21 protein-coding genes and 1 pseudogene are annotated in these 21,792 nt (G+C 72.3%); 1 reads left to right on the top strand and 21 read right to left on the bottom strand.

Features of this window, described 5'->3' with window-relative positions; all coding sequences use genetic code 11:
• Positions 1 to 290: 290 nt before the first annotated feature.
• From BI06_RS25790 to arc, 20 genes and pseudogenes are all read right to left on the bottom strand, one after another.
• Positions 291 to 1,295: a proline racemase family protein gene (locus BI06_RS25790; protein ID WP_030395922.1), complete on the bottom strand. Its 1,005-nt coding sequence runs from the start codon at positions 1,293 to 1,295 to the stop codon at positions 291 to 293.
• 168 nt (positions 1,296 to 1,463) lie between these two features.
• Positions 1,464 to 2,327, bottom strand: a complete 864-nt coding sequence (locus BI06_RS25795) for a dihydrodipicolinate synthase family protein (RefSeq protein WP_369826255.1) — start codon at positions 2,325 to 2,327, stop codon at positions 1,464 to 1,466.
• A gap of 179 nt (positions 2,328 to 2,506) precedes the next feature.
• On the bottom strand, positions 2,507 to 4,027 hold the full coding sequence (locus BI06_RS25800) for an NAD(P)/FAD-dependent oxidoreductase (RefSeq protein WP_082558680.1): 1,521 nt from the start codon (positions 4,025 to 4,027) through the stop codon (positions 2,507 to 2,509).
• On the bottom strand, positions 4,008 to 4,328 hold the full coding sequence (locus tag BI06_RS25805) for a (2Fe-2S)-binding protein (protein WP_030395919.1): 321 nt from the start codon (positions 4,326 to 4,328) through the stop codon (positions 4,008 to 4,010). The genes BI06_RS25800 and BI06_RS25805 overlap by 20 nt, the downstream gene beginning before the upstream one ends.
• 267 nt (positions 4,329 to 4,595) lie before the next feature.
• Complete coding sequence (locus BI06_RS25810) at positions 4,596 to 5,765, bottom strand: FAD-binding oxidoreductase (protein ID WP_082558681.1); 1,170 nt, start codon at positions 5,763 to 5,765, stop codon at positions 4,596 to 4,598.
• Positions 5,766 to 5,894: 129 nt separating this feature from the next.
• On the bottom strand, positions 5,895 to 6,785 hold the full coding sequence (tatC, locus tag BI06_RS25815; protein ID WP_082558768.1) for a twin-arginine translocase subunit TatC: 891 nt from the start codon (positions 6,783 to 6,785) through the stop codon (positions 5,895 to 5,897).
• Positions 6,786 to 6,906: 121 nt separating this feature from the next.
• Positions 6,907 to 7,239: a Sec-independent protein translocase subunit TatA gene (gene tatA, locus BI06_RS25820; RefSeq protein WP_051741846.1), complete on the bottom strand. Its 333-nt coding sequence runs from the start codon at positions 7,237 to 7,239 to the stop codon at positions 6,907 to 6,909.
• Between the two features lie 190 nt (positions 7,240 to 7,429).
• Complete coding sequence (locus BI06_RS25825) at positions 7,430 to 7,609, bottom strand: hypothetical protein (protein ID WP_043471954.1); 180 nt, start codon at positions 7,607 to 7,609, stop codon at positions 7,430 to 7,432.
• A gap of 122 nt (positions 7,610 to 7,731) precedes the next feature.
• Entirely contained in the window at positions 7,732 to 7,938 is a 207-nt protein-coding gene (locus tag BI06_RS25830) for a hypothetical protein (protein ID WP_231977872.1), read from the bottom strand.
• Positions 7,939 to 7,965: 27 nt separating this feature from the next.
• Positions 7,966 to 8,922, bottom strand: coding sequence for a YafY family protein (locus BI06_RS25835; protein WP_030395913.1), 957 nt, complete (start codon positions 8,920 to 8,922; stop codon positions 7,966 to 7,968).
• A gap of 89 nt (positions 8,923 to 9,011) precedes the next feature.
• Positions 9,012 to 9,962, bottom strand: a pseudogene (locus BI06_RS25840) (helix-turn-helix transcriptional regulator); the annotation flags it as partial.
• Positions 9,963 to 10,153: 191 nt separating this feature from the next.
• Positions 10,154 to 10,552 (bottom strand): FKBP-type peptidyl-prolyl cis-trans isomerase, encoded by a 399-nt coding sequence (locus BI06_RS25845; RefSeq protein WP_030395911.1) that lies wholly within the window; start codon positions 10,550 to 10,552, stop codon positions 10,154 to 10,156.
• 130 nt (positions 10,553 to 10,682) lie between these two features.
• Positions 10,683 to 11,996 carry an FKBP-type peptidyl-prolyl cis-trans isomerase gene (locus BI06_RS25850; protein WP_051741848.1) on the bottom strand — a complete coding sequence of 438 codons (1,314 nt, stop codon included), beginning with the start codon at positions 11,994 to 11,996 and terminating at the stop codon, positions 10,683 to 10,685.
• Positions 11,997 to 12,293: 297 nt separating this feature from the next.
• Complete coding sequence (locus tag BI06_RS25855) at positions 12,294 to 13,286, bottom strand: FKBP-type peptidyl-prolyl cis-trans isomerase (protein WP_043471957.1); 993 nt, start codon at positions 13,284 to 13,286, stop codon at positions 12,294 to 12,296.
• 226 nt (positions 13,287 to 13,512) lie between these two features.
• Positions 13,513 to 14,874, bottom strand: a complete 1,362-nt coding sequence (pafA, locus tag BI06_RS25860; protein ID WP_030395908.1) for a Pup--protein ligase — start codon at positions 14,872 to 14,874, stop codon at positions 13,513 to 13,515.
• A gap of 122 nt (positions 14,875 to 14,996) precedes the next feature.
• On the bottom strand, positions 14,997 to 15,764 hold the full coding sequence (gene prcA, locus BI06_RS25865; protein ID WP_030395907.1) for a proteasome subunit alpha: 768 nt from the start codon (positions 15,762 to 15,764) through the stop codon (positions 14,997 to 14,999).
• Between the two features lie 31 nt (positions 15,765 to 15,795).
• Positions 15,796 to 16,635: a proteasome subunit beta gene (prcB, locus tag BI06_RS25870; protein WP_030395906.1), complete on the bottom strand. Its 840-nt coding sequence runs from the start codon at positions 16,633 to 16,635 to the stop codon at positions 15,796 to 15,798.
• A gap of 184 nt (positions 16,636 to 16,819) precedes the next feature.
• Positions 16,820 to 17,038 (bottom strand): ubiquitin-like protein Pup, encoded by a 219-nt coding sequence (locus BI06_RS25875; protein WP_030299936.1) that lies wholly within the window; start codon positions 17,036 to 17,038, stop codon positions 16,820 to 16,822.
• 174 nt (positions 17,039 to 17,212) lie between these two features.
• Entirely contained in the window at positions 17,213 to 18,724 is a 1,512-nt protein-coding gene (dop, locus tag BI06_RS25880) for a depupylase/deamidase Dop (protein WP_030395905.1), read from the bottom strand.
• Between the two features lie 217 nt (positions 18,725 to 18,941).
• A complete protein-coding gene (gene arc / locus BI06_RS25885) occupies positions 18,942 to 20,708 on the bottom strand; it encodes a proteasome ATPase (protein ID WP_030395904.1) in 1,767 nt (588 codons plus the stop codon).
• A 290-nt stretch (positions 20,709 to 20,998) separates the two neighbouring features.
• On the opposite strand from arc, the gene BI06_RS25890 reads away from it, so the two are divergent.
• Positions 20,999 to 21,295, top strand: a complete 297-nt coding sequence (locus BI06_RS25890; protein WP_369826229.1) for a ferredoxin — start codon at positions 20,999 to 21,001, stop codon at positions 21,293 to 21,295.
• Positions 21,296 to 21,339: 44 nt separating this feature from the next.
• On the opposite strand, the gene BI06_RS25895 is transcribed toward BI06_RS25890, so the two are convergent.
• A partial coding sequence (locus BI06_RS25895) for a hypothetical protein (RefSeq protein ID WP_051741850.1) occupies positions 21,340 to 21,792 on the bottom strand: 453 nt, incomplete at its 5' end.

Here is a 21,792-nt window from a genome sequence, read left to right on the forward strand (position 1 = left end):
CGCGGGCGACGGTGGCCAGGACGGCCTCGGCACCGGGGGCGGGCGCCTCGGCGACGAGGTCCGCGGGGTCGGCGGGGTTGTACGAACGGATCGTCACTGCAGGCAGCCCTTCGGGGGGTTCGACGGGTTTTCGGAGCGGGTCGGTCGGTCGGTGGGCCCCGCGGCGGACGGCCGGCCCCGGGACGGGGGGCCGGCCGGCCGCGGGGCCGGGGCGGGACCTCCGCGCGGAGCGGGAGGCCGAGCCGGAACAGCGGGCCGGGGCGGAGCAGGCCGGGTCGGAGCAGGCCGGGTCAGAGCAGGAAGCCGGCCGGGAACGGGTCGCTGGGGTCGAGGAAGTACTGGGCGGTGCCGGTGATCCAGGCCCGCCCGGTGACGGTCGGCACGACGGCCGGCCGGCCGCCCACCTCGGTCTCCTCCACCAGCCGCCCGACGAAGGTGGTCCCGATGAAGGAGTCGTTGCGGAAGTCCCGGTCCAGCGGCAGCTCGCCGCGCGCGTGCAGCTGGGCCATCCGGGCCGAGGTGCCGGTGCCGCAGGGCGAGCGGTCGAACCAGCCGGGGTGGATCGCCATCGCGTGCCGGGAGTGCTCGGCGGTCGAGCCGGGGGCCAGCAGCTGCACGTGGTGGCAGCTGTGGATGGACGGGTTCTCCGGGTGCACCGGCCGGTCCGGGCTCGCGTTGATGGCGTCCATCAGGGCGAGGCCCGCGTCCAGGATGTCCTGCTTGCGCTCCCGCTCGAACGGCAGGCCGAACTCGGCGAGCGGCAGGATCGCGTAGAAGTTGCCCCCGTACGCCAGGTCGTAGCTCACCGTGCCGTAGCCCGGGACGTCGATCTTGCGGTCCAGCGCCTCCGAGTAGGACGGCACGTTGCGGATGGTGACCGCCGTGGCGGCACCGTTCTCGACCGCGACGTCCGCGATCACCAGGCCCGCCGGGGTGTCCAGCCGGACGGTGGTCACCGGTTCGACGACCGGGACCATGCCGGTCTCGACCAGCACGGTGGCCACGCCGATGGTGCCGTGGCCGCACATCGGCAGCAGGCCGGAGACCTCGATGTAGAGCACGCCGAAGTCGGCGTCCGGCCGGGTCGGCGGCTGCAGGATCGCGCCGCTCATCGCGGCGTGGCCCCGGGGCTCGTACATCAGCAGGGTCCGGAAGTGGTCCAGGTGCTCCTGGAAGTGCGTCCGGCGCTCGGCCATGGTGGCACCGGGAATGACACCGAACCCACCGGTGATGACCCGGGTGGGCATGCCCTCGGTGTGCGAGTCGACGGCGTGGAAGACGTGACGGCTGCGCATCAGCTGACGCTCCGTGGGTGGGGAGATGGCTGGCTTCTCATCGAGGCCGGGACGGTCCGGACGGGGGCGGACCGGCGGGGCCGGAAGGTGGTCCGGAGGCCGGCTGCCCCCGCAGCCGGCCGTCCCGGACACTCGGAACCGGAAGTCCGGTTCGGATCGGGCTCCGGATCAGGCGAGGCCCTCGGCCAGCGCCTTCTCGGTGGCCGCGCGGACGGCGGCCTCGATCTCCGGCGTCAGCGGCAGGCGCGGCGCGCGGGTCGGACCGCCGGGGCGGCCGGCGATGTCCATGGAGAGCTTGATCGCCTGGACGAACTCGGTCTTGGAGTCCCAGCGCAGCAGCGAGTGCAGCGCCTTGTACAGCGGCAGCGCGGTGTTCAGGTCGTGCGCGATGGCCGCCTTGTACAGCGCGGCGCTCGCCTCCGGCAGCGCGTTCGGGTAGCCGGCGATCCAGCCGACGGCGCCGGCCAGGGCCAGCTCCAGCAGCACGTCGTCGGCGCCGATCAGCAGGTCCAGGCCCGGGGCCAGCTCCGCGATCTCGTACGCCCGGCGGACGTCGCCGCTGAACTCCTTGACCGCGACGATCGAGCCCTCGGCGTGCAGCTGGGCGAGCAGCGTCGGGACCAGGTCGACCTTGGTGTCGATCGGGTTGTTGTAGGCGACGATCGGCACGCCGGCCTTGGCGACCTCGGCGTAGTGGCCGCGGACGGCGTCGTGGTCGGCCCGGTAGGCGTTCGGCGGCAGCAGCAGCACGGAGCCGGCGCCGGCCTCGGCGGCCTGCTCGGCCCAGCGGCGCGACTCGGCGCTGCCGTAGGCGGCGACACCCGGCATCACGCGGGAGCCGTCGCCGGCGGCCTCGACCGCGACCTCGACGACCTTGGCGCGCTCCTCGGCGGTCAGGGTCTGGTACTCGCCGAGCGAGCCGTTGGGGACGACACCGTCGCAGCCCGACTCGATCAGCCAGCGGACGTGGTCGGCGTACGCGTCGTAGTCGACGGAGAGGTCCGGGCGCAGCGGGAGCGTGGTGGCGACCATGATGCCGCGCCAGGGCCGGGTGGTGTCGTGCGAGATCTGGGACACGGATGACTCCTTGGTGAGGTGTGACATTTTATTAGAAGGCGCGCGGTGGAGACAAGAGCCACCACCGGGCGTTTTCGGTCGGATTCGGACCGACCGGCCGACGGGAGCGGCCGGTCCGTCCGATCCGGCCGGTGCTACCGGTCCTGCCGGTCGTCCTGGTGGTCCTGGTGGTCCTGGTCGGCCCGGTAGCCCCGGTCGTCCGGGCCGTCCAGGTCGTCCCGCTCGGCCGCGAGTTGCCCGAGCGGAACGGGGCAGGAGAACGGCCGGCTGTCCGGCCGGACCTCGGCCCCGTCGGCGCCGCCCGCCAGGCAGGCCACCGCCGGACCGCACATCCGGCCCTGGCACCAGCCCATCCCGGCCCTGGTCAGCAGCTTGACGGTGCGCGCGTCGCCCGCGCCCAGCTCGTCCACCGCCTCCTTGATCCGCCCGGCCGGGACCTCCTCGCAGCGGCAGACGTCGGTGTCCTCCCGCAGCCATTCGGTCCAGCCCGGCCCGGGCCGGTGGGCGGCGGCCATCAGCTCGGCGAAGGCCCGCAGCCGGGAGCGCCGGCGCAGCAGCGCCGCACGGACCGGCCGGTCCGCGACCGCGTGCGCGGCCAGCTCGCCCTCGGCGATCGCGAGGTCCGCACCGCCGACACCGCAGGCCTCGCCCGCCGCCCAGAGCCCGGGCACGGTGGTCCGCAGGCGGGCGTCGACCTTGAGCGCGGCCGTTCCGTCGGGGGTGGTCCTGGTGGCCGCGCCCAGCTCGGTGGCCAGCTCGATCTGCGGGACCAGACCGTGGCCGACGGCGAGCGCGTCGCAGGCGATCCGCCGCTCACTGCCGGGCACCGGGCGCCACTGGGCGTCCAACCGGGCCACCGTGACGGCGGTGACCCGGTCGGTGCCGTGCGCCTCGACCACCGCGCTGCGCGGCCGCAGCCGGACGCCGTGGCGCAGCAGGGCCGAACCGTGCCCGGCGCCCTCGACCAGCTTGGCCGGGACAGCGGCCAGCACGCCGGGGCGCCGGGCGTACCCCAGGTACGCGGTGGCCTCCACCACGGCCGGCACCTCGGCGCCGGCCGTGACCAGGGAGGAGGCCGCCGCGAGCAGCAGCGGGCCGCTGCCCGCCACCACGATCCGCCGGCCGGGCAGCACCAGACCGGCCTTGAGCATGGCCTGCGCGCCGCCCGCGGTGACCACCCCGGGCAGGGTCCAGCCGGGGAAGGGCAGCTGCCGCTCGTACGCGCCGGTGGCGAGCAGGACGGCGGCGGCGCGGACGGTGGTCCGGTCCTCGGCGTCGGGACCGGTGGTGGCGTGCAGCCGCCAGTCGCCGTCCCCGGCCCGCTCCAGCGCCCAGACCTGGTGGCCGGTGAGCAGCTCGACCCGGCCGGCCGCGCGGTGGGCGGCGAGCCGGTCGGAGAGACCGGTGTAGACGGACCAACCGTGGTGCAGCCGGTCGGGGCGGGCGGCGCCGAGGCCGGGCGCGGGGTGGCGGTAGAACTGCCCGCCGGTGCTCCGGCCGGCGTCGACCAGGACGCAGCGCAGGCCGAGGTCGGCGGCCGTCACGGCGGCGGCCAGGCCGCCGGGGCCGGCGCCGATCACCGCGAGGTCGTGGAACGGGCCGCCGGAGCCGTGGGCTCCGGGGGACTGCGCGGGCTCAGACTTCGAGGTCGGCACGGCCGTGGCCCTCCTGGGTGGTGACGGTGGTGCCGGGCTCGGCCGGCAGCAGGCAGGTGCGCTGGTTGGGCCGCCCGTCGACGGTGGCCAGGCAGTCGAAGCAGGCGCCGATGCCGCAGAACGCCCCGCGCGGCTTCCCGCCGACCCGGGTGGTGCGCCAGGCGAGCACGCCGTCGGCCCAGAGGGCGGCGGCGATCGTCTGCCCGGGCAGCGCGGGCACGGGCCGACCGTCGAAGTCGATGGTGTGGGCGGGCCCGGGCTCGGCCCGGACCAGCTCCGCGGGGGTGCGGGTACGGCGCATGGGTGGGGGTTCTCCGTTCAGCTCACGAGCCGATCGTGGGGTTGTCGAGGGGGCACCGACGGACCCAGGGGCCCGAGGGGCCCACAGGCCTGCCGGTACGCGGCCCTACCGGCACGCGTCCCTTCGGGTGCACGTCTCTTCGGGTGCACGTCCCGTCGGGTACGCGGCCCTCCGGGGCGTCCGTCTCCGTCCTGCGGGTGGCCGTGCACTTTGCAAAGTGCACTTTGCAAAGTCCTCGCACACTTTGCAAAGTGCACGGCACCCCCCTCAGGCCGCGGCCTCCGCCGCCGGGAAGCGGTCGGGCCGGAAGGGCGCGAGGTCGCGTTCCGGGTCCTTGCCGGTGAGCTGCTGGGCGATCAGCGCCCCGGTGCCCGGGGCCAGCCCGATGCCGGCGCCCTCGTGGCCGCAGGCGTGGTACAGACCGGGCACCCGGGGGTCGGCGCCGATCGCGGGCAGGTGGTCCGGGAGGTACGGACGGAAGCCCCGGTAGGCGCGCATCACGTTCACCCCGGCGAGCACCGGGAAGAGCGCGGCCGCCTGGGCCGCCAGCCGGTGCAGCACCTCGACCGAGAGGGTGCGGTCGAAGCCGACCCGCTCGCGGCTGGCGCCGATCAGCACCGGCCCGCCCGGCGTCCCCTCGACCACGGCCGAGGTCTGCAGGGCGGCGGAGCCGCTGGCCACATCGGCGACGTAGTCGGCGGCGTACACCTTGTGCCGGACGATCCTCGGCAGCGGCTCGGTCACCAGGACGAACCCGCGCCGCGGCAGCACCGGCAGCCCGACGCCGGCCAGCGCGGCCAGCTCGCCGCCCCAGGTGCCGGCGGCGTTGACCACGGCGGCCGTGTCCAGCCGCCGTCGCTCGGTCTCGACCCCGCGGACGGCACCGTCGGCACCGATCCGCAGCGCCCGGACGGCCTCGCCGGTGAACAGCCGGGCACCCGCGCGGCGCGCGGCACGCAGCAGGTGGGCGGCGGCCAGGGCGGGCTGGACCTGGGAGTCCTGGGGGTAGTGGAATCCTCCGGCCAGCCCCGGGGCGAGGTGCGGCTCCAGTTCGTGGAGCCGCTCGCCGGGGATCTCCTCGGCGAGGACGCCGGAGCCGGCCTGCCCGGCCGCGAAGGCGCGCAGCGCCTCCTGCCGTTCGGGCGTACCGGCGACCACCAGGCCGCCCTTGTCCTCGTACTCGACGGCGGCACCGAACTCGGCGGCGAGTTCGCGCCAGAGCCCGCCGGAGTACAGGGCGAGGTCGAGTTCGGGACCGGGCTCCTTGTCGGAGACGAGCAGGTTTCCCTCGCCGGCGCCGGTGGTGCCGCCGGCGACCGGGCCGCGGTCGACGACGTCGACGGCGAGTCCGGCCCGCGCGGCGTAGTACGCGCAGGCGGCGCCGACGACGCCGGCTCCGATCACCACGACATCCGGGAGTCTCTGTGAGTGGGACACGGCAGTAATATGTCACATGCCATCGAACCTGCCAAGACGGCCAGGGGTACGAACGGGCGAGTCGCACCAAAAAGCCCCGGTCCACCGCAAAACGGCGGACCGGGGCTCGGCGGGATCACCCGCGACGGATCAGGTGATGTCGTCCATCTGCTCGGTCCGCGCGGCCGGCACATGGCCGGAGGCGCTCGGCTTGGCGGAGGCCTCGATCGCCTCGGCCCCGGCGACCGGCGCCACCGACAGGTCCACGTGCGAGGCCTCCTCGTCGTCCAGCGCGAGGTCCGGGTTGCGCCGGGCCCGGCGCCGGTCGTTCAGCATCGCCACACCGACCGCGATGAAGTACAGGCCCCAGATCGGCGCGGCCAGCGCCAGCATGCTCAGCGGGTCGGCACTCGGCGTCGCGAAGGCCGCGAACACGGTGATGCCCATCACCATGCCGCGCCACCAGCCGAGCAGCCGCTTGCCGGTGACGACGCCGACCAGGTTCAGCATGACCAGCAGCAGCGGGAACTCGAAGGCCAGGCCGAACACCATCACCAGCCGGGTGGCGATGTCGAAGTAGTCCGCGGGCGGCAGGATCGGCACGGTCTCGTTCGGGGTGAACGAGATCAGGACCTCGACGGTCAGCGGCAGCAGCAGGATCGCCAGCGTCACACCGGCCAGGAACAGCGGCGCGCCGCAGGCCATGAAGATGACGGTGTACTTGCGCTCGTGCTTGTGCAGACCGGGCGCCACGAAGGCCCACAGCTGGTACAGCCAGACCGGGACGGTCGCGACCACACCCGCGGTCAGGGCGACCTTGAGCATCCAGTTGAAGCCCGCGGTCAGACCGATGGTCGAGACCTGGGCGCACCGGCCCTTGGTGGACGCGATGGTGTCCGGGGTGCACTGCGGCAGCGGCTTGAGCAGCAGTGTCTCGATCTGCTTGTGGAAGATCAGCGCGACGATCGTGAACAGCACGATCGCCAGCACCGACTTGACCACGCGGTTCCGCAGTTCCCGCAGGTGGTCGGCGAGGGCCATCCGCCCCTCGGGATCCTTGGCCGTCTTCGGCGCCTTCGTGAGCTTGCTCAACCCCGGTCCTCAACTTGTGCGTCGGGGCCCGCCGGTCGACGGGCCCCCAGTGGTGGCGTGTGCCGCGCGCTCAGCGCGCCCCGCCCTCCGGGGCGGACTGGCTCGCGGACGGTCCGGCGGACTGCCCCGCGGACTGGCCGGTCGGCTGCTCGCTCACCGGGCGGGCGCTCGCGGAGGCACCCGGGGCGGACTGGATGGTCTTCGCGGCGACGCCCTCGGCCGCCGCCGGGGCGGGCGCGGCCGGGGTGTCGGCGGAGCCGTCGGTGCGCATCGCCTTGGCCTCACTCTTGAGGATCCGGGCCGACTGGCCGAGCGAGCGCGCCAGGTCCGGCAGCCGCTTGGCACCGAAGAGCACAATGGCAATGACCGCGACCACCAGGATCGCGGTGAACGAGACCCGCATGCTCGACCACCTTCAGTTTCGGCGGCACCGACCGGGCCGCTCGCTGCGGGGATGGTAACCGCTGCGGATGACACCGTGACGACGGCCGCCCGAACAGGACAGCGGCCCCCCGTTCGTTCTCAGGGGCCATCTGAGAGCGTAACGCGCCCCTACGCGCGAGCAGCAGCCCCCCGCGTCCGCGGACCCGGGCTCAGGGCCGGGCCGCCGCCGAGGCCGCGAGGTCCTCGGCCGCCTCGGCCAGTGCCCGGGAGGCGGTGTCCACTCCCTTGGCCAGCGCCCGCACGTCCAGCCAGAGCCGGACCGCGAGGACGCCGAGCACCAGCAGGCCGGCGGTGACGAGGAGGACTGCGGCGACGGGCATCCAGGGCATGGCCCCACCCTATCGGCCCGCCCCCGCCCCGGAGCGCGCCGCCCGAACCCGGGCGTGCGCCGCCCGAATCCGGCGCACGCGGTCGGGACACCGGCGCGCACGGCCCGGGACCCGCCCCCGGTTCACTGCTCGGCCGGCACCAGCCGCATCGTCCGCACCCCGGCCTCGGTCAGCGCCGCGACGATCTTCTCCCCGGCCGGCTTGCGCACCGCCGCCCCGCACAGCGGGCAGGAGAAGCTGTAGTGCGTCCGGTCCGCCGTCCGGCCGAAGGTCAGGCGGAAGCCCTCGGCGGGCACCTCCACCTTCTCCCGGCACTCGGAGCAGTACACCTTGAATCTGGTACCGGGCTCCACGGCTCAGACCAGCCCGTCACCGTAGTGGGCGAGCGCCTCCAGCGCCGCGGCCCGCGCCTGCTCGACCAGCGCGGGCGGGGAGACGATCCGCCCGTCCCGGCCGAGCCGCAGGGCCAGCGGGCGCAGCTGCGAGGGGTCGGCGCTGCGCAGGGTGATCCGCAGTCCGCCGTCGGGCAGTTCCTCGGCGTGGTCGTGGGTGTAGTACTCGGCGACCCAGCGCCCGCCGGAGGAGACCTCGACGACGACCTCGGGGTCGTCGGCGGAGGGGTTGACCAGTCCGCCGGAGAGGTCGCGCGGCTCGCGCTTGGGCGGGTCGGCGGGGACGTCCAGGACCTTGATCTCGGCGACCCGGTCGAGCCGGAACATCCGGTGGTCCTCGGAGGTCCGGCACCAGGCCTCGAGGTAGGTGTGGCCCTCGGTGAGCAGCCGGATCGGGTCGACCTCGCGCTCGGTCATGCCGCCGCGCCCGTGCGAGTAGTAGCGCAGCCAGAGCCGGCGGCCCTCGCTGAGGGCGCGGTCGATGTCGGCGAAGACGTGGCTCTCGGCCTCGAAGGTGACGCCGACCCGGGCGCTGCCCTCGGCGCTCTCCCCCGCCGCGTTCTCGATCTTGGCGACGGCCCGGGTGAGGGCCTCGCGGTCGCCGGCCCGCAGGCCGGGCAGGCCGGCCACGGCGCGGGCGGCGACCAGCAGTGCGGTCGCCTCGTCGGCGGCGAGGCGCAGCGGCTGGGCGACGTCGTCGACGTTGTGCCACCAGATCCGCTCGCCGTCGGTGTCGATGTCGAGCAGGTCGCCGCCGCGGAAGCTGGTGCCGCACATCGGGAGCACGTTGAGGTCGGCGATGAGTTCGCGCTCGCTGATGCCGAAGGCGCGGGCGACCTCGGCGACCTCGGCGCCGGGGCGCTCGCGCAGGTAGGTGACCAGCGAGAGCATCCGCCGGGTCTGGTCGATCGCGTTGCTCATGCCCGCACGTCCTCGGTCTCGGTCCTGTCCACCCCGGCGGTGCCCGCCGCGCCCGCGCCGGTCACCGCTGTGCCGGTCGCACCGGCGCCGGCCACCGCGCGCAGCCGGTCGACGACGTCCGCCCGCAGTTCCTCGGGTCCGACGACGAGCACGTCGGGCCCGAACTCGGCGAGGTCGGCGCCGAGCCCGTTGCCGAAGGGGATGTCGAGCTCGTCCCAGGTGTCGTCGATCCGGCGGGTGCCGAGCGCCTTGGTGCGCAGCGGGAAGCCGGCGCCGCGGCGGACCCGGACGACGGCGGTGGCGGTGGCGCCCTCGCCGGCGAACTCGGCGACGGTGGCGCGGACGTCGACGTGCTCGGGCACGGCGCCGAGGAAGGCGCCGGAGCGGGCGCGGACCTTGCCGGTGATCCGGCCGAGCCGGAACACCCGGGCGTCCTCGCGGTCGCGGTCCCAGCCGGCCAGGTACCAGTGGCCGCGCCAGCACTCCAGGGCCCAGGGCTCGACGCTGCGCTGCTGGGCGGCGGCGGCGCCGGCCTTGCGGTACTCGAAGGTGACCGGGCGGCGGTCGCGGGCGGCGGTGAGCAGCGGTTCGAACGCGGCCTCGCGGGCGGGGATGCGCGGTTCGAGGGCGGGTCGGCCCTCGGTCTCGGTGAACGGGACGCCGGCGGCGCGCAGCTTCTGGAGGGCGCCGCTGGCGGCGCCGGACATCTTGGCCTGCTGCCAGACGCGGGCGGCGAGGGTGAGCGCGGCGGCTTCCTCGGCGTCGAGGGCGATCTCCGGCAGGCGGTTGCGGTCGGCGCGGGCGAGGTAGCCGAGTTCGCCGTCGAGGGCGTTCTCGTCGACGTCGATGACCAGTCCGAGTTCGCGCAGGTCGTCCTTGTCCCGCTCGAACATCCGGTTGAAGGCTTCCTCGCTGCTGTGCTGCCAGGCTTCGCGGTAGGCCTCGATGGATTCCCGCAGCTCCTTCTTGGAGAGCGGACGTCTGGTGTTCATCAGGCACAGGGCGAGATTCATCAGCCGCTCTGCCTTGGCGATCGCCATCGCTGACCCTTCCGGTGTGCCGCGCCGCGCGCGGGGTGTGCCCGCCGGGGCGTCGTGGACCCGGCGGGACCGACCGTACCGGTAGCGGTACGCGGTGCAAAAGCCGAGCCGGGGAACGACCGGGGCCGCACCCCGCGGACGGGGTGCGGCCCTGGTGGTCGGCGTGCTCGGACGCCGATCGGTCAGCGTGCTCAGACGCCGATCAGGTCGACCACGAAGATCAGGGTCGAGCCGGCCGGGATGGCCGGGGTCGGCGACTGGTTGCCGTAGGCCAGGTGCGGCGGGATGACCAGCTCGCGGCGGCCGCCGACCTTCATGCCGACGACGCCCTGGTCCCAGCCCTTGATGACGCGGCCGCCGCCGAGCGGGAACTTGAAGGTCGAGCCGCGGTTCCAGCTCGCGTCGAACTCCTCGCCCGTCGCGAAGGTCACGCCGACGTAGTGGACCTCGACGACCTGGCCGGGCTTGGCCTCCTCGCCGGTGCCGACCACGATGTCGCGGACCTTCAGCTCGGTCGGCGCGTCGCCGACCGGGAAGTCGATCTCAGGCTTGCTCACTTGATGCCTCGTTTCACGGTTGGTTCGGTCCATGACCAAGCGGCGGGCGCCCGCACCACGGTCCGTTTTCCGGACCACGGTACGGGCGCCCGCCGCCCGTCCGGGTCCGGCCACGCGGCCGGACCCGGAGGTCACACGCACACCATTGTCACCCGAAAGTGGATCAGCCCTGACCGGCGTCGAGGATGTCGACGACGAAGACCAGCGTGGAGTTGGCCGGGATGTCGCCCTGGGCCTGGTCCTTGTAGCCGAGGGAGGCCGGGATGACCAGCTCGACGCGGCTGCCGATGGTCTGGCCCTCCAGGCCCTGGTCCCAGCCGGCGATGACCTGGCCGCCGCCGAGCGGGAAGGAGAAGGCCTGGCCCTTGCTGAGCGAGGAGTCGAAGACCTTGCCGTCCTTGTACAGCGCGCCGGTGTACTGGACGAGGATCTTCTCGCCCTTCTCGACCTTGCGGCCCTCGCCCTTGATCAGGACGTGGCTCTTGAGCTCGGTCGGGTCGGCGGCGCCGGGCACCGGGGTGATGTCGGCGGGCTTCTTGCCGTTGTCCTTGACCTGCGGGAAGTCCGCGGGCGGCGGGGTCACGGTGCCGCTGACCACGGCGTCGGGGGCGTTGCTGTTGCGGATGTCGATGACGAAGACCAGGTTGTCCTTCGCGCCGATCGACATACTGGGGTTGCCCTGGGCGCCGAAGGCGGCGGCCGGCGGGGCGACCACGAGCAGCCGGGAACCGGCCTTCTTGCCGACGACGGCCTGGTCGAGCGCCGGGATGAGGGCGTCGGTGCCGGCCTGGAAGATCTGCGGCTTGCCCTTGTCGTCGTACGAGGACGGGATGTCCTTGCCGGTGTTCCAGTCCTTGCCGGTGTAGTCGACCGAGGTCCAGGAGTTCTTCTCGACCTTGGGGCCGTTGCCCTCGGAGAGGACCTTGACCACGAAGCTGCCGTCGGCCTGGTCGGCGGGCGGCACCTCGATGGTGGCCTTCTTGCCGAAGTCGCCGGTGACGGTCGGCAGCACCTTGGCGCTGTCCTTGATCGGCGGGACGGGCTCGGCGCTCGGCGTGGCCGGGGCGGACTTGGCGGTGTCCGGCTTGGCGGCGGTGCTGTCGTCGGAGGAGCCGTCCTTGTTCACCAGGTACAGGGTGACGGCGCTGCCGATGAGCAGGACGCCGAGGACGGTGCCGAGGATCACACCGAGGCGGCCCACGTTGCCGGGGTTCTCGTCGTACCCGGCCTCGGAGCCGTCCTGGCGGCGGACGGTGGACGCGAAGATCTGCGGGACGTCGTCGGTCTTGGTCCCTCCCGTCCGCGGCGCCTCGTCGGTGCCGCCCCAGCCGGCCTGCTGCCGCAGGATCGCCGGGGGGACGATGATCGACTCGCCGTCGCCCGGGAGCGGGCCGCCGGGCCGCGAGTCGGCCGGGTCTCCGACGGAGTTACCGTGCGCGGTGCCGGACCCGCCCGGGCTCGACTCTTTCTCAGACATGACTCCCCATCCATCTCGCCACGAGGTATTCGAGGTCTACGGCCGGCGTGGTGGCGCCGGGGTGCTGTCGCACTGCCCGTCCGGACCCCGGACGCCGGCGGCGCCTACCACAGTGCGAGGGCAGTATGACAGGTCAGGATGAGGGCGGGCGCTTCCGTGTGCGAGCGCCCGCCCAAGCGTACGGAATCCCCCGGGGCCGAAACCAGCCCGGGTGAAGGATCTCCGCATTCCCCACGCCCCGATCGGTCCGGGCGCAGGCTCCGGCGCACGGCTCCGACGGGGCGCTCCGGGCGGACGCTAGACCGCTTCCAGGATGTCGATCACGAAGACCAGGGTGGAGTTCGGCGGCACCGAGCCCTGCGCCTGGTCCTTGTAGCCGAGGGCCGGCGGCACCACGAGTTCGACCCGGCTGCCGACGGTCTGCCCGACCAGGCCCTTGTCCCAGCCCTCGATGACGCTGCCGGTGCCGATCTGCAGGGCCTGCGCCCCGCCGTGGCTCCAGGAGGAGTCGAACTGCTGGCCGTTGGCCCACAGCACCCCGGTGTACTGCACGACCAGGGTCTGCCCGGACTTGACCTGCTTGCCCTCGCCCTTGATCAGTACGGCCTGCTGCAGCTCGGTCGGCGGGGCCTGTCCGGCCGGCACGGTGATGGTGACCGCGGCCTTGCCGTTGTCCTTGACCTGCGGCAGGTTGGCCGGCGGCGGCGTCATGGTGCCGGAGAGGGCGGCGTCCGGCGGCAGGCTCTCCATGATGTCCAGCACGAACACCACGGTGTCGCCGCCGGCGACGCCGAGCTGGGTGCTGCCCTGGGTGCCGAACGCGGCGGCGGGCGGCGCGACGACCAGCAGCCGGCTGCCGACCTTCTTGCCGATCACGCTCTGGTCGAAGGCCGGCACCAGCTGCCCGCTGCCCGCCTGGTAGAGCTGCGGCTTGCCGCCGGAGTCGTAGGAACTGGGCAGGTCCTTGCCCGTGGTCCAGTCCTTGGCGGTGTAGTTGACCGTCACCCAGTCGCCCTTGTTGACCGTGGAGCGGTCGCCCTCGCTGACGGTGTTCACCACGAACTGCCCGCTGGGCTGCTGGCCCTCGGGGATGGTGATGGTGGCCTTGCTCCCGAAGCCCCCGCCGGACAGGGTCGGCATCGGCGAGGCCTCGTTCACCGGGGCCGGCACGGTGGGCGCGGCACTGGGCGACGCGGTGGGCGTGGCCTGGCTGACGGGCTTGGTGGAACTGCTGCAGGCCACCGCCAGCAACAGGGGCAGGGTGACTAGCAACCCGGCGGTGCGGCGCACGGCTTTCCTCACTGTCGGTCAAAGTCGGCTCTCCGGACCCGGCTCCGGACTCGACGGACAGCGTATGCGCAGACGGTGTCCGGTCCCGGGAGGCACCACCGGGACCGGACACCGCGAAGATCACATCGGCGGGGGCACCGCTCCCCCGCCGCCGCACCTCGACAGCGCCCGGTCGGGCCCCGGCACAGGCCCGGGCCGACCAGGCGCCGCACCGGCGCGCCGACCGTCACATGCCGGCGATGAGCTTCTCCACCCGCTCGTCGACGGAGCGGAACGGGTCCTTGCACAGCACGGTGCGCTGGGCCTGGTCGTTCAGCTTGAGGTGCACCCAGTCGACGGTGAAGTCGCGGCGCTGCTCCTGCGCCCGCCGGATGAAGTCGCCGCGAAGCCGGGCCCGGGTGGTCTGCGGCGGGATCGACTTGGCCTCGAAGGTCTTGAGGTCGGTGGTCACCCGCTGCGCCTGGTTCTTGGCCTGGAGCAGGTAGAACAGGCCGCGGCGGCGGTGGATGTCGTGGTAGGCGAGGTCGATCTGGGCGATCCGGGGGTTGCTCATGCTCATCTGGTGCTTCTCGCGGTAGCGCTCGATGAGCTTGTACTTCATGATCCAGTCGATCTCGTTGGCGACCCCGTCGAGCTGTTCGCTGCGGACGGCCTCCAGGGTGCGGCCCCACAGGTCGAGGACCCGGGCGATGGTGCCGGTGTTGATGCCCTTGCGGTCGGCGAACTCCAGCGCCTTGGTGAAGTACTCCTCCTGGATGTCCAGGGCGCTGGCCTCCCGGCCGTTGGCGAGCCGGACCTGGTGGGTGCCGGTGAGGTCGTGGCTGACCTCGCGGATCGCCCGGATCGGGTTCTCCAGGGTGAGGTCGCGCATGACCACGCCGGCCTCGATGAGCCGGAGCACCAGGTCGGTGGAGCCCACCTTGAGCAGGGTGGTGGTCTCCGACATGTTGGAGTCGCCCACGATGACGTGCAGCCGGCGGTAGCGCTCGGCGTCGGCGTGCGGCTCGTCGCGGGTGTTGATGATCGGACGGGAGCGGGTGGTCGCGGAGCTGACGCCCTCCCAGATGTGCTCGGCCCGCTGGCTGACGCAGTAGACCGCGCCGCGCGGGGTCTGCAGCACCTTGCCGGCGCCGCAGATGAGCTGCCTGGTCACCAGGAACGGGATCAGCACGTCCGCCAGCCGGGAGAACTCGCCGTGCCGGGCCACCAGGTAGTTCTCGTGGCAGCCGTAGGAGTTGCCGGCCGAGTCGGTGTTGTTCTTGAACAGGTAGACGTCCCCGGCGATGCCCTCCTCGTGCAGCCGCCGCTCGGCGTCCACCAGGAGGCCCTCGAGGATGCGCTCGCCCGCCTTGTCGTGCGTCACCAGCTCGGTGACGTCGTCGCACTCGGGGGTGGCGTACTCGGGGTGGGAGCCCACGTCGAGGTACAGGCGGGCACCGTTGCGCAGGAACACGTTGCTGCTGCGGCCCCAGGAGACTACGCGGCGGAAGAGGTACCGGGCCACCTCGTCCGGGGACAGCCTGCGCTGCCCGCGGAACGTACAGGTGACGCCGTACTCGTTCTCCAGCCCGAAAATTCGGCGGTCCATGGGCCATCCATTCTCTGATGGGAGCTGTCCGAAACCGCCTCCGCGGCGCCGTCGCGGCCGCCGCAGGGGCACCGGGGTCCCCGCGGCGGACGTCACCGGCCGCCGCGGGGACCCCGCAGGCACTACTGGTCGGAGTCGCCCGGCGGGGTGGCCGCCGGCTTCTCCTCGTCGTCCGTCTCGGCGGACTGGTCGCCGTCGAGCAGCCGGGCGAGCTGACCGCCCAGGATCCGCTTGAACTTGCGCTGCTGGAAGCGCTCGCGGTCGAGGACCGCCACCTCCAGCTGGTCGGGGGTGAGGGCGCGCGGGCTGCCGCCGTTGGGGTCGCGGGCGAGCGAGTCCACGGCCACCTTGACGGCCTCGGTGAGCGAGAACCCGGCCCGGTGGCGCTGGCCGAGGTAGTTGCCGATCGAGTCGGCGTTCCCGCCGACCACCACGTAGTTCTTCTCGTCGACGACCGAGCCGTCCGGGGTGAGCCGGTAGATCTGGTCGTCCTCGGTGCTGCGGCCGACCTCGGCCACGATCAGCTCGACCTCGTAGGGCTTCTCGCCGACCGAGGAGAAGATCGTGCCGAGCGTCTGGGCGTAGACGTTGGCCAGGCCCCGGGCCGTCACGTCGGCCCGGTCGTAGGTGTAGCCGCGCAGGTCGGCGTAGCGGACGCCGCCGATGCGCAGGTTCTCGAACTCGTTGTAGCGGCCGACCGCCGCGAAGGCGATCTGGTCGTAGATCTCGGACACCTTGTGGAGCGCCCGGGAGGTGTTCTCGGCGACGAAGACGATGCCGTCGGCGTAGGTGAGCACGACCACGCTGCGACCACGCGCGATGCCCTTGCGGGCGTACTCCGCGCGGTCCGCCATGGCCTGCTGGGGGGAGACGTAGAACGGTGTCGACACCGGCGGTCGTCCCTTCCTTCTCGGTTGACGGCTAGAGCAGCGGGGCCTGGGGCCCGTTGGGGTGGGTCAGGCGCTGGTCGGTGATGGAGACGGCGATCTCGGTGACCTCCGCCTCGGTGAGCCGGCGGAAGCCGTCCTCGGTGATCAGCGACACGATCGGGAAGATCTTGCGGGCGAGGTCGGGGCCACCGGTCGCGGAGTCGTCGTCGGCCGCGTCGTAGAGGGCCTGGACGACCATGGTGGACACCTGCTGGGCCGTCATGTCCTCGCGGTAGAGCTTCTTCATCGAGCCGCGGGCGAAGACCGAGCCGGAACCGGTGGCGGCGAAGCCGCGCTCCTCGGAACGGCCGCCGGTGACGTCGTAGGTGAAGATCCGGCCGCGGCCCAGGTCGGTGTCGTAGCCCGCGAACATCGGGACGACCGCCAGGCCCTGCATCGCCATGCCGAGGTTGCCCCGGATCATGGCGGTCAGCCGGTTGGCCTTGCCCTCCAGGGAGAGGACGGCGCCCTCGATCTTCTCGTAGTGCTCCAGCTCCAGCTGGAACATCCGGACCATCTCGATCGCGAGGCCGGCGGTGCCGGCGACGCCGACCGCGCTGTACTCGTCGGCGGGGAAGACCTTCTCCATGTCGCGCTGGGCGATCACATTGCCCATCGTCGCGCGGCGGTCACCGGCCAGCACCACGCCGCCGGCGAAGACCGCGGCGACGATCGTCGTCCCGTGCGGGGCCTCGACGACGCCCTCGGGCAGGCGCTGCCGCCCGGGGATCAGCTCGGGCCGGTGGGCCTCCAGGAAGTCGAGGAACGACGAGGACCCCGGGGTGAGGAAGGCAGCCGGTAGACGCCCGGTGCCACGAGTGTTGGCTTCCACACGATTCCTTCCAGGTAGCTTGAAGCGCGCACTGCCCGACCCTATCGGCCGGGCGATCACTGTCCAGCGGGCCCGCGGGCCGGGACCGGGCGGACGGGCGGCTCGTGCCGCCCGTCCGCCGTCATCGGTCGCGGCCGTGAATTCCCGGAATGCCCACCGGGCGCCCGGCCGGTTTCCGGTCCGGTTACTGTCCGCCCTTTTGCACGAACTGCCGCACGAAATCCTCGGCGTTCGATTCCAGGACCTCGTCGATTTCGTCCAGAACCGCGTCGACGTCGTCGCTCAGCTTTTCCTGGCGTTCCTTGAGCTCGTCGGAATTCTGCGCTTCCGCGGCCTGCTCCTCGACCTCCTCGGAGGAGCGGTTCGCCCGCTGCTGGCCGCCGCCGGTGTCCTTGCTCGCCATTTACCTCACCCCGCTCGATCATCTGGCACGGTTTGGTCGCTGCTTGCTGCATCGACCCTATACACAAGCTGCGACAACCCGCTTCCGGTTTGCCGGTGGCACTTCCTGTCCAACACCCGCCGTCACCCCGGATGATTCCCATTTGCCCGGGCTTCACCCGTGGTGATCGAAAAGTTACCCGCCCGAGAGCACCCGCAGCAGGTCCTCCGCCGTGCGGCAGCGGTCCAGCAGCGCCTTGACGTGGTTGCGGGTGCCGCGCAGCGGCTCCAGGGTGGGGACCCGCTGCAGCGAGTCCCGGCCCGGCAGGTCGAAGATCACCGAGTCCCAGGAGGCCGCCGCGACGTGCTCCGCGTACTGCTCGAGACAGCGGCCCCGGAAGTACGCCCGGGTGTCCTCCGGCGGCTTGGTGACGGCCCTGACGACCTCCTCCTCGGTCACCAGCCGGTCGAACCGGCCGCGGGCCACCAGGCGGTTGTAGAGGCCCTTCTCGGGCCGCACGTCGCTGTACTGGAGGTCGACCAGGGCGAGCCGCGAGTTGTCCCACTCCAGGCCGTCCCGGTTGCGGTAGCCCTCCAGGAGCTCCCGCTTGGCGATCCAGTCCAGCTGCCGGGAGAGCGACATCGGGTCCCGCTCCAGCCGGCCGAGCACGTCCTCCCAGCGGGCCAGCACGTCCACGGTCTGCTCGTCGGCGTCGGTGCCGAAGCGGTCCTCGACGTACTTGCGGGCCAGCTCGAAGTACTCCAGCTGGAGCTGGACGGCGGTGAGCCGGCGACCGCTGCGCAGCGTGACCAGGTGCTTCAGCGAGGGGTCGTGGGAGATCCGGTGCAGGGTGCGCACCGGCTGGTCGACGGCCAGGTCGGAGGTGATGAAGGCGTCCTCGATCATGGCCAGGACCAGGGAGGTGGTGCCGAGCTTGAGGTAGGTGGAGATCTCGGAGAGGTTGGCGTCCCCGATGATCACGTGCAGCCGGCGGTACTTCTCGGCGTCGGCGTGCGGCTCGTCCCTGGTGTTGATGATCGGGCGCTTGAGGGTGGTCTCCAGCCCCACCTCGACCTCGAAGAAGTCGGCGCGCTGGCTGATCTGGAAGCCGTGCGCGGAGCCGTCCTGCCCGATCCCGATCCGGCCGGCGCCGGTGACCACCTGGCGGGAGACGAAGAACGGGGTGAGGTGGCGGACGATGTCGGCGAACGGGGTCGCCCGCTTCATCAGGTAGTTCTCGTGGGTGCCGTAGGAGGCGCCCTTGTTGTCGGTGTTGTTCTTGTACAGGTGGATGGTCTGCCCGTTGGGCAGTTCCAGGGCGCGCTGTGCGGCTGCCGCCATGATCCGTTCGCCGGCCTTGTCCCAGAGCACGGCGTCGCGCGGGTTGGTCACCTCGGGCGAGCTGTACTCGGGGTGCGCGTGGTCCACGTAGAACCGCGCGCCGTTGGTGAGGATGACGTTGGCGAGGCCGATGTCCTCGTCCGTCAGCTGGCTGGCGTCGGCGATGTCCCGCGCGAGGTCGAAGCCCCGGGCGTCGCGCAGCGGATTCTCCTCCTCGAAGTCCCAGCGGGCCCGTCGGGCCCGGTGCATCGCCGCCGCGTACGCGTTGACGATCTGGGACGAGGTGAGCATGGCGTTGGCGTTGGGGTGCCCGGGCACGGAGATCCCGTACTCGGTCTCGATGCCCATCACGCGCCGTACGGTCATGCGGCCCTCCTTGCCCCGGTGCGCCGCCCCCGACGGACGGCACACGCTGACGTACCGCTGATCAACACCGACGCCGGGCCGTCTGCCCGCGAACGGTGGGTCGAGCCTAGAACGCCGTACCGACCGGCGGGCCCCGAGACGCGCCGTCCGGCTGCGGGGCCGCGAGGCGCCACAGCCGGACGGGGTGCGTGCGTTCCGGAGGTCCGGACCGGAGCGGTTACAGGTACTGCCCGGTGTTGGCGACAGTGTCGATGGAGCGGCCGGACTCGGCGCCCTGCTTGCCGGTGACCAGGGTGCGGATGAAGACGATCCGCTCGCCCTTCTTGCCGGAGATCCGGGCCCAGTCGTCCGGGTTGGTGGTGTTGGGCAGGTCCTCGTTCTCCTTGAACTCGTCGACGCAGGCGTTGAGCAGGTGGGAGACCCGCAGGCCCCGCTGGCCGTGGTCGAGGTAGTCCTTGATGGCCATCTTCTTGGCCCGGTCGACGATGTTCTGGATCATCGCCCCGGAGTTGAAGTCCTTGAAGTACAGGACCTCCTTGTCACCGTTGGCGTAGGTGACCTCCAGGAAGCGGTTCTCCTCCGTCTCGGAGTACATCCGCTCCACCACGGACTGGATCATGGCGGCGACGGTGGCCTCCAGCGAGCCCTCGTGCTCCTTGACGTCGTCCGGGTGGAAGGGCAGCGAGCCCTTGAGGTACTTGGAGAAGATGTCCTTGGCCGCCTCGGCGTCGGGGCGCTCGATCTTGATCTTGACGTCCAGGCGGCCGGGCCGCAGGATCGCCGGGTCGATCATGTCCTCGCGGTTCGAGGCGCCGATGACGATGACGTTCTCCAGGCCCTCCACGCCGTCGATCTCGGCGAGCAGCTGCGGGACGATGGTGTTCTCCACGTCCGAGCTGACGCCGGAGCCGCGGGTGCGGAACAGCGACTCCATCTCGTCGAAGAAGACGATGACGGGGGTGCCCTCGCTGGCCTTCTCGCGGGCCCGCTGGAAGACCAGGCGGATCTGCCGCTCGGTCTCGCCGACGTACTTGTTGAGCAGCTCGGGGCCCTTGATGTTGAGGAAGTAGCTCTTCCCCTGGGGCCGGCCGGTGACCTCGGCGACCTTCTTGGCCAGCGAGTTCGCCACCGCCTTGGCGATCAGCGTCTTGCCGCAGCCGGGCGGGCCGTAGAGCAGGACGCCCTTGGGCGGGCGCAGCTCGTACTCCTTGAAGAGGTCGGCGTGCAGGTAGGGCAGCTCGACCGCGTCGCGGATCTGCTCGATCTGGTTGGCGAGGCCGCCGATCTGGCGGTAGTCGATGTCCGGGACCTCTTCGAGGACGAGCTCCTCGACCTCGGCCTTGGGCACGACCTCGTAGACGTAGCCGGAGCGCGGTTCGAGCAGGAGGGCGTCCCCCGCCCGGAGGGTGATCTCGCGCAGCGGTTCGGCCAGGCGCACCACCCGCTCCTCGTCGGTGTGGCCGACGACCAGGGCCCGCTCGCCGTCCTCGAGGACCTCCTTGAGGGTGACGAGGTCGCCGATGCTCTCGAAGGCCATCGCGTCCACGATGTTGAGGGCCTCGTTGAGCATGACTTCCTGGCCGCGCCGCAGTTCGTCGAGGGCGACGTTGGGGCTGACGTTCACGCGGAGCTTGCGGCCGCCGGTGAAGATGTCGGCGGTGCCGTCCTCGTTGGAGCTGAGGAACACGCCGAATCCGGCCGGGGGCTGTGCCAGCCGGTCCACTTCCTCCTTGAGGGCCACGATCTGGTCGCGGGCCTCGCGCAGGGTGGAGGCGAGCCGTTCGTTCTGGGCGGTCACGCCGGCCAGGTTGGTCTGGAGCTCGACGATCCGCTCTTCGAGGATTCTCGAATTGCGCGGCGAGTCGGCGAGCTTGCGGCGCAGTCCGGCGATTTCCTGCTCAAGGTACGAGACCTGAGCGGCCTCGTCGGAACCACGAGCGGGCCTGCCGGTGCTGCGGTTGTAGTCGTCATCGTGGGCTGCCACGGTCCTCACCTCCTCCGGGGAGCTGGACGCTTCCAGACCCTACCTGGGACCAGGGGTCCGTAAACCCCTAGATCAAGAAAGATGGAACGGGCGTGTCCGATCTTCGCCCTCGCGTGCTTCCCCTCTGCTAGGGGGATACCCACCGCGCACGGGCCAAAGCGGACCAGATGTATCGTCGATCGAGTCGATATCCGATCGCGACCGACGCCCGAGGTCCGATCGTTGTACGAATGGCGGGAATGCCCCAGGACGGGGCGTCCCGGGACAGAAACGGCGGACGAAACATGTCGGTGAACGGGACGACGGAGGCGGCGGAGCCGCTGGAAGTCTGGATCGACCAGGACCTGTGCACCGGCGACGGCATCTGCGCGCAGTACGCGCCGGAGGTCTTCGAGCTGGACATCGACGGCCTCGCCTACGTGAAGGGCGAGGACGACGAACTGCGCCAGCAGCCGGGCGAGACGGTGCGAGTGCCGCTGACGCTGCTTCAGGACGTGGTGGACTCGGTGAAGGACTGCCCCGGCGACTGCATCCACGTGCGCCGGGTCAACGACCGGGTCGAGGTCTTCGGACCCGACGCCGAGTAGGCGCGGGCCCGGCGCCCAGCGGGCGCGGGCGCACGGGTCGGAGCCTAGGTGAGGGCCAGTGGGGCGGCGGTCTGGGAGCGGTCCCAGGCGCCGCCCTTGTGCGTCCAGGTGAGGTCGAGCGAGATGTCGGGGGCGAAGCGCGGCACCTCGTCGCTCGAATACCCCTGCGCGTGGCCGGTGATGGCGCCGTCCGAACGCAGCGCGAGCCGGCTGACGATCAGGTTCTCGCGCTCCGAGAGCAGCGTGGCGAGGACGGCGGGACGGCCGCCGGGGCCGGGGCCGAGCAGGAAGACGCCGTCGGGCGGGGTGCCGTTCCCGGCCGCGCAGTGCGCGGCGGCGACGGTGCCGGGCCGGCCGTCGCCGAGGTCGGCGGCGAAGCTGACGGCTATGGTCACCGGGAACGGCCCGCAGTCGAGCGGGAGTTCGGCCCGGGCCGGGTCGGGCGCGGCGGCCGCGGGCAGGGCCTTGGGGGTGGGCCGGGCGGGCCCGGTGGTGCC

Origin of the sequence: Kitasatospora sp. MBT66 (assembly GCF_000710405.2) — a bacterium.
Classification (GTDB): Bacteria; Actinomycetota; Actinomycetes; order Streptomycetales; family Streptomycetaceae; genus Kitasatospora; species Kitasatospora purpeofusca.